Origin of the sequence: Rhizobium ecuadorense, assembly GCF_001187535.1 — a bacterium.
GTDB lineage: Bacteria > Pseudomonadota > Alphaproteobacteria > Rhizobiales > Rhizobiaceae > Rhizobium > Rhizobium ecuadorense.
Genome location: NZ_LFIO01001020.1, coordinates 1 through 7,125 on the forward strand (window position 1 = coordinate 1; position 7,125 = coordinate 7,125).

Below are 7,125 nucleotides of genomic sequence, written 5' to 3' on the forward strand. Positions count from 1 at the left end.
CGGGAAGAGCAGCGGCTGCACGGCTACATCTGGTCCGTCTACGTCGCCGACGAAGTGAGCCGAGTTCGTCCTCGCTAAGCGCTATCAGCTCCGGATAGTCGATGTCGACGCCGGTATAGTCCGCCGTTGCTATACGTGCATGACGGTCAGCATTTCCGGATCGAGATCGCATCGGCGTGATGGGCGAGGCCACACTCGACTCCGGGGGATATCCATCCCCGTCCGCTCGCCAGAAGCTCTGTACGGCTTTTATAAAGCGCTAAAATAGTGAACAATTTTGGGCCGGTGTCCGGCGCAATCGCTTACCCGGCGACGACAGCAGGCTTTCGATCCGACGCGAGGTACCAGAAGACGGCGGCCAGAACGACCGCGCCTCCGACAAGGACCGGCAGCGAAATTTGTTCATCGTAGAAGAGCCAGACCCACACCGGCCCAAGCACGACGTCGAGCATGGAGAGCAACCCGGCCTCTCCGGAACCGACACGACGAGACCCGAGGAGCAGAAGGATATAACCTATGCCCGTCGTGAACACCCCGTAGAGCGCGCAGGCAAGAAGCTGCTGCGGGGCGGGGACCCCAAAATGCATCAGCGGCAACGAGATGCACAGGCACGCAAGAGCCGCAAAGGCCGTCATCATCGTCGTGTCCATGTCGGGAAAGCGCCTAGCGATAACGATTTGGGTGGCGCACCCTGCCGTCATAGCGAAGGCACACAGGATACCGAGCACATCCCGAGCCGACACGGCCGCGCCGACCGAGATGGCCGTGCCGACGAACGCCGCACAGCCGGCGGTGACGAAACGATAGCTTACACGGTCCCGGAGCCAGAAGAAGGCGATGCCTGTCGCAACGAAAGGCAAGGTGGCGTAGACCGTCATCACATTGGCGACCGTCGTCCACTGAAGGGATGCGATATACGTGATAGCAGCGAACGCGGAGACAGCGGAGGCTGCTACACCCGGCAACCCGAAGCCACCGAACCGCGACCGCCTGCCTACCCCTCCCCGGACCACCAGGAAAGCTCCAAGCGTCACGAAGGCGAAGGCCGACCGCCAAGCGACTATCGACCAGACATCCATGTCGGCCATGCGCACGAACAAACCTGCGGTACTCCACAAGAGCGCCGACGCGATGACCATATATATCCCTGTACGCCGTTCCTGTGATAAACTCATGGTGAATGCTCCACGCAGGTATCGTGTATTTTCAACCTTGTAGACGATCGGTCTAGTTATGGATATTCAATCCGCGACGCGTACGCGTCTCATTTCCGAAGGCTTGCGACAGTTGCTCGCGCATGGATACGAAGGCGTCGGGATCGGACCGATCTTGAAGGCCGTCGATGTCCCGAAGGGATCGTTCTACTACTTCTTCCGGAGCAAGGACGATTTCGTGGTCGCGATCATCGAGGCATATGAGGCCAAGTACAGCAGGATCAGGAAGGCGCTGTTCTCGGACACGTCGCGCCGCCCGCTGGCCCGTCTTGACGCTTATTTTGAAATGCTCGAACAGGAGTTGGTAAAAGAAGCACCCTATGCAGGATGCCTCTATGGGGTGCTCGCTCAAACGGCGGCAGGACGCAGCGCCTTCGTACTTGATGCGCTGGCCACCTCATTTGATCGCTGGGAACGGAGCATCGTAGAACTACTGTCCATTGCCCAACAGGAAGGCGACCTCGCGAAGGGGGAGGACATAGCCGATCTCGCCGCATGCATCGTCGAGGCCTACGAAGGAGCGCTTATCCGAGTGAAGGCGACGGACGACATGTCAGCGTTTACCCGCTTCCGGAACAAAGGCCTCAAGAGGCTAACCCTGCGGGCGGCGTCGAGCGCCTGCTAGCGCTTCCTTCCCCAACCAGTCTCGGCTCCCGGATTCAGACCAGGAGATACCGCACCACCGTCCCCGGCGATCAGCAGGTGGGCGGGCAGGGGGCATTGATAAGCTGTGTTCGCTGACAGACGAACAGGCCCCGCGTCCGGAAAGCCCTGAAGCAGGCCTACCGGCCTTCAGTCTTCGGAACAACGAACCGCATCGACGGACGAGTGGCGGCTTCGAGATCAAACGAACTTCATGGCCGAGATTCCCGATCTCACGTAACTAGTAGTGCGCGGTGGCACAGCGCAGAGAGCAGCGCGAGGATGGTTTCGCGGGGGCCTTTTCTTGGGTTCAACCTGTTGGAAGACGATCACGCTGTGGGAGTGCGCCGGGATAAACCGTGAGCGGTCGTCAGATGCCTTTGGCCTCAGTTGCTATCCACCCGATGAAGGCCTTAACCTCGCCCCTCTCGATTGCGCTACGCGTCGTCACCGCGTCATAGCCGACGTCGGTGCGAAGGCTTTGCGGCACTGCACGGACCAGCAGTCCCGCCGAAACAAGATCAGCAAGAACCGGTCCACTGCCAAGCACGACCCCCTGACCGGCGATCGCAGCCTGGACCGCCAGATTGTAATCGCTGAATCGCAAGCCGCTGGAAGGCTTGACGCCTGATGCTCCGACCTGCCCCAGCCATCGTGTCCAATCCATCCAAGTCCGCGTGGCGGTCGCCCAGCCGAGGGCGGAGGTCTCCCAATGGATGAACCGGCAACGCGCAAGATCGGTGGGCCCGTCCAGCCCTTCCGCGATCTGAGGACTGCAGAACGCGCACAATTCCTCATCGAACAGCCGGTGGGTGACTAGCGTGTCATCCGGCCTTGCTCCAAAGCGGATGGCGATATCCGCATCGCCCCGAGCCAGATCGACCAGATGCGCCGAGGAGTCGATCAGCACATCCACATCGGGCTCGCCAAGGCGGAACCGCTCCAGCCGCGGCACCAGCCAGGCGGTGGCAAAGGACGGCTCGGCCGAAACGACAAGCCGCCGGCGCCCTCCCTCGGCGCGCATGCGCCGGACAGCCCCGGCCAGATGATCGAAGCCGGTTGTCAGTTCGTCTCGGCCCGCCGCTCCGGCGGTCGTCAGCCGCAGCCCGCGCCCGGCGCGTTCGATCAGGGACAGACCGAGTGTCTCCTCCAGCTTGCGCACCAGCTGCTTCACGGCTGCTGGAGTGACGTGCAGTTCCACTGCCGCCCGGGCAAAACTCAGATGTCGGGCAGTCGCCTCGAAGGCGCGCAGGGCATTCATTGACGGCAACCAGTCAGACATGAAGTCAGATTATCTAACCTTTTTCGACGAATCAAATGCTTTGCATAAAGCCGGTAGATCCACAATCCTACAGGAAATCTTATGTCTGACCTGAAGGCATCCTGATGAGTGACTCCGTCCGTTTTGATCCAAACGACACCGTTCGCGTCGGAGCACGCCGATTTGAACAGTCGCCCTTCCGGCACCTGTGGGAGACACCCGAAACCCTCATGGGCGTCTATGCCGGACGGTTCTATGCCAAGCATATCAGCGAAAATGTCGAGTCCTGCTGAAGCGACGCGGGATGGTCACCTACGGTGTCGAAATCGTCGCGTCCGCCGACCTGTATCGCGGACGAAGTGTACCAACGTCCGTAAGATCCTCAACGAGTTCCCAATGACCTTTGTAGCCTCCGACGGCGCCGCCGCAACCCACATTTATCACCGCTCCCGAGGTCCCGAACAGTGGGGGACCCGAGCCATGTACTTGGCGGTAGGCCTCGCGATGGCGGCTTGGGCGCCGCTCGTACCGTTCGCGAAGGCGCGAACTGCCATCAACGACGGAACCCTAGGCCTCGTCCTTCTCTGCCTCGGGCTCGGCTCCATCGTCACGATGCCGCTCACCGGACTTCTGGCGAACCGCTTCGGATGTCGAACAGTACTCTTCGCATCCTCGCTCGCCGTCGCCCTCATCCTACCAATGCTAGCACTTTCGAACGAGGTGGTGACGCTGGCGATCTCGCTGGCGATCTTCGGCGCGAGCCTCGGCACTCTCGACGTTGCGACCAATATCCAGGCGGTGATGGTCGAGAAGGACAGCGGCCGCAACATGATGTCGGGCTTCTACGGGATCTTCAGCCTTGGCGGTATCCTCGGGGCGGGCGGTGTCAGCCTTCTCATGCATTCGGGCTTCGAACCACTGCATGCGACCCTTGTCGTCAGCGGGGCTGTGGTTGTCCTCGCGCTCGCGTCGCGCCGGGTTCTCCTCTCTTACGGCAATCGTGAAGCGGAGGGCGCGCCGCTCTTCGTTGCGCCTAATGGGATCGTAATCGTCATCGGTCTCTTGTGCTTCATTTTGTTCCTCGCCGAAGGGGCAATCCTAGATTGGAGTGCGCTCTTCATGATCGAGGCACATGGCCTCGATCCCGCCGTTGCCGGCTTCGGATATGCGACTTTCGCAATCGCGATGACCGTAGGCCGTTTGACTGGCGACGGGATCGTGAAGGCCTTTGGGGGTACCTGGATTCTCGTGGTCGGTAGTCTCGTCAGCGCTGCGGGGTTCGTCCTTGCCGTCTTCGCGCCGATGCGGCTCCTTGCCTTGGCCGGCTTCCTCCTTGTCGGCCTCGGCGCGTCCAACATCGTGCCAGTCCTCTACACCGCTGCGGGAGCTCAGAGCCGCATGCCAGCGAGCCTTGCGATCGCAAGTGTCACGACCATTGGCTATACCGGCATTCTCATGGGCCCGGCCGCGATCGGCGGCGTTGCGCAGATCTCCAACCTCGGCACAGCGCTGCTCCTGATCGCTGCGGCACTTGCCTTCGTTGCGGTAGCCGGGCCTCGAACGTTGCGTCGGTGAACGCGCGGGTGTGAAACGGCAGCTTCGTTCTTGAGGCGCTTGAAAACCGACGGTCCGATTTCCATCCCATTCGAGCCAGAAGAGCTTTAAAGGGGAATGGCGAAGACGTGGTTACAGGCCCGATGCGGTGGCACGGAACTTGTCTTTCATCAGAACCGGCCGCGAGGAGCGGCGTCTGACGTCGTTCCTTGCCGTCGTCGACGGTGAAATCGCCGGTTCCGCATCCTGCCAACTGCACCAATCGCCGTTTCCGGAGGTCATCCGGGAAGAGCAGCGGCTGCACGGCTACATCTGGTCCGTCTATGTCGCCGACGCCTTCCGCCGGCGCGGTATCGCATCGGCGCTGACCAGCAAGGCTGTCGACTATCTGAAATCGATCGGCTGCACGGCTGTCGTTTCCGGCGGAGTAACGAAGGGTTTTCCGCTTACGGTTTCGCCCGGCCGGGTGCGATAAAGGCGGCGATCGTCGCCTCGTCATGGCCGGCCTCGCGCAGGAAGCGGCTGGCAAATTCGATGGCAGGACTTCTGAGCGCATCGTCCGGTCGGATCAGATGGAAGGCCACATGATAATCGAGTGTCCGATCCGAGACGGCGACGACGCGCCCGGCGGCCAGCGCCGCGTCCGATAGCGGCGGCCGGGCGAGCGCGATGCCGAGCCCTTGCGCACAGGCATCGATCACCAGATTGTAATCCTCGAAGCGGCGATCGTGGCCGCGCGGCGTATAGTCGACGCCCTCGCGGGCAAGCCAGCGGCGCCAGCCTTCGATATTCGAATCGTGCAGGATCGGCAGGTCGAGCAGCGAAAGCGCGTCGGAGCGCTGGCCGAGCCGGTCTGCCAGCGCCGGGGCGGCGATAGGAAAGGATTTCTCGTGCCAGAGAGACATGGCGCGCACGCCGGCCCACGGCCCTTTGCCGCAGCGGATGGCAAGATCGGTGCCTTCGCCGAAATCCGCCAGCCGGTGTTCGAGCGTCAGTTCGACATGCAACTCGTTTCCTTCGAGCTTCGGCAGACGCTGAAACAGCCACAACGAGGCGACGGAGGGCGTCACCGACAGGCGCACCACCGCTTTGTTGCGGCGAGGCAGCCAGCGCTCGCCGCTATTGCCGAGCAGCGAAAGCGCTTCCTCCGCCCGCGCGAAAAACCGCATGCCCTCCGGCGTCAGGCGCACGCCTCTGGCTTCGCGGGCAAACAGGCGCACGCCCATCCAGCGCTCGAGGCGGGAGACCTGACGCGACACGGCGCCATGGGTAATGCCGCTTTCCTCGGCCGCAGCGGAAAACGAGCCGAGCCGGGCAGCACGGGCAAAGGTCTCAAGGGTATCGAGCGGCGGGAGCACCGGCGAGCTGTGAACCATAGGCACATTTGATCATCGATTGCGATGCTTTTCAAGCACGCATCCTCGGCTTAATCCTTGGTCGAAGCACAAATGGAGGTGTCAATGAGCATGGCGGCAAGCGCACCGGTTTCGACGAAGGAGCAAGGCAAGTTCGATCTGGTCGCCTTTGCGGCGATCGTCGTTACCATTCTCTTCTGGGCGTCCTCCTTCGTGGTGATCCGCATCTGCCTCGGGCCGCTGACGCCGATCGAGCTGGCGACAGCGCGTTATGTGGCAGCCGGTGCCATCGCCCTGGTCTACCTCGTGATCTACCGGCCGTTGCCGGGAAAACGCGATGTCGTCCGCCTCTCCGTTGCCGCGGTGCTCTTCATCGCCGCTTATGCGGTTTTGTTGAACACCGGCGAGCAGACGGTTGCGGCAGGGCCGGCGAGCTTCATCATCAACACCATGCCGGTCTTTACCGCCCTCATCGCCACCTTCGCGCTCGGCGAGCGCTTCGGCCGCTGGGGCTGGGCGGGTACCGCGGTTTCCTTCGGCGGCGTAGCGCTGATTGCCGTTGCCTCCGACGGCGGCTTCAAGCTTGATCCGAATGCCATCCTCATCCTCGGCGCAGCACTTTGCTCGGCGATCGCCAGCGTGCTGCAGAAGCCGTTGCTCGGCCGGATGCCGGCGCTTGCCGTCACCGCCTGGATCCTGCTGATCGGTTCCGTGCCGCTGTTTCCGGCTGTTCCGGCGACGATCCAGGCGCTGGCAGCCGCCCCGGCGGAGGTGAACTGGGGTGTTGCCTATCTCGTCATCTTCCCGACGGCGATCGGCTACCTCACCTGGGCGATCGCGCTGAAGCGGCTGACGGCCGCCCGCGCTTCCAACTTTCTCTACGGCGTTCCGCCGGTCGCCACGCTGATCGGTTTCCTCTGGCTGGGTGAGACGCCGACGGCGCTCGGCGCAGTCGGCGGCGTCATGGCGATCCTTGGTGTGCTTGTCGTCAATGTGATGCGGAAGCGATAGAGACAAATTCGTCCCCGAAGGTGATCGGCTCTCGCCCCAGATCCAGAGCAATTCCAGCAAAAGTGCGCAGCGGTTTTGCGTCCGGAAT

The 7,125-nt window shown here is 62.3% G+C and carries 7 protein-coding genes and 1 pseudogene; 5 read left to right on the plus strand and 3 right to left on the minus strand.

Going from position 1 to position 7,125, the window contains the following annotated elements:
- Positions 1–302: 302 nt before the first annotated feature.
- A complete protein-coding gene (locus AF337_RS18530; RefSeq protein ID WP_244471285.1) occupies positions 303–1,139 on the minus strand; it encodes a DMT family transporter in 837 nt (278 codons plus the stop codon).
- A 94-nt stretch (positions 1,140–1,233) separates the two neighbouring features.
- On the opposite strand from AF337_RS18530, the gene AF337_RS18535 reads away from it, so the two are divergent.
- Positions 1,234–1,839, plus strand: coding sequence for a TetR/AcrR family transcriptional regulator (locus tag AF337_RS18535; RefSeq protein WP_049733213.1), 606 nt, complete (start codon positions 1,234–1,236; stop codon positions 1,837–1,839).
- A 387-nt stretch (positions 1,840–2,226) separates the two neighbouring features.
- Here AF337_RS18535 and AF337_RS18540 read toward each other — a convergent pair whose 3' ends face one another.
- Positions 2,227–3,138 (minus strand): LysR substrate-binding domain-containing protein, encoded by a 912-nt coding sequence (locus AF337_RS18540; RefSeq protein WP_049733214.1) that lies wholly within the window; start codon positions 3,136–3,138, stop codon positions 2,227–2,229.
- Between the two features lie 104 nt (positions 3,139–3,242).
- Here AF337_RS18540 and AF337_RS43300 point away from each other — a divergent pair, with 104 nt between their 5' ends.
- From AF337_RS43300 to AF337_RS18550, 3 genes and pseudogenes are all read left to right on the plus strand, one after another.
- Positions 3,243–3,410, plus strand: coding sequence for a hypothetical protein (locus AF337_RS43300; RefSeq protein ID WP_160320328.1), 168 nt, complete (start codon positions 3,243–3,245; stop codon positions 3,408–3,410).
- Between the two features lie 187 nt (positions 3,411–3,597).
- Positions 3,598–4,692 carry an MFS transporter gene (locus AF337_RS18545; protein WP_225881075.1) on the plus strand — a complete coding sequence of 365 codons (1,095 nt, stop codon included), beginning with the start codon at positions 3,598–3,600 and terminating at the stop codon, positions 4,690–4,692.
- Between the two features lie 112 nt (positions 4,693–4,804).
- Positions 4,805–5,146, plus strand: a pseudogene (locus tag AF337_RS18550) (GNAT family N-acetyltransferase); the annotation flags it as partial.
- Here AF337_RS18550 and AF337_RS18555 read toward each other — a convergent pair.
- A complete protein-coding gene (locus tag AF337_RS18555) occupies positions 5,118–6,047 on the minus strand; it encodes a LysR family transcriptional regulator (protein WP_049733216.1) in 930 nt (309 codons plus the stop codon). The pseudogene AF337_RS18550 and the gene AF337_RS18555 sit on opposite strands and share 29 nt — an antisense overlap.
- 72 nt (positions 6,048–6,119) lie before the next feature.
- On the opposite strand from AF337_RS18555, the gene AF337_RS18560 reads away from it, so the two are divergent.
- The gene (locus tag AF337_RS18560) at positions 6,120–7,037 is read left to right on the plus strand and encodes a DMT family transporter (RefSeq protein WP_193393639.1); all 918 of its coding nucleotides are present in this window, start codon (positions 6,120–6,122) and stop codon (positions 7,035–7,037) included.
- Positions 7,038–7,125: the final 88 nt, after the last annotated feature.

Bases quoted from the DNA above. Each gene is read 5' to 3' on its own strand.
- AF337_RS18540 (WP_049733214.1), bottom strand. From the start codon at position 3,138: ATGTCTGACTGGTTGCCGTCAATGAATGCCCTGCGCGCCTTCGAGGCG.
- AF337_RS18560 (WP_193393639.1), top strand. From the start codon at position 6,120: ATGGAGGTGTCAATGAGCATGGCGGCAAGCGCACCGGTTTCGACGAAG.
- AF337_RS18545 (WP_225881075.1), top strand. From the start codon at position 3,598: ATGTACTTGGCGGTAGGCCTCGCGATGGCGGCTTGGGCGCCGCTCGTA.
- AF337_RS43300 (WP_160320328.1), top strand. From the start codon at position 3,243: ATGAGTGACTCCGTCCGTTTTGATCCAAACGACACCGTTCGCGTCGGA.
- AF337_RS18535 (WP_049733213.1), top strand. From the start codon at position 1,234: ATGGATATTCAATCCGCGACGCGTACGCGTCTCATTTCCGAAGGCTTG.
- AF337_RS18530 (WP_244471285.1), bottom strand. From the start codon at position 1,139: ATGGTCATCGCGTCGGCGCTCTTGTGGAGTACCGCAGGTTTGTTCGTG.
- AF337_RS18555 (WP_049733216.1), bottom strand. From the start codon at position 6,047: ATGGTTCACAGCTCGCCGGTGCTCCCGCCGCTCGATACCCTTGAGACC.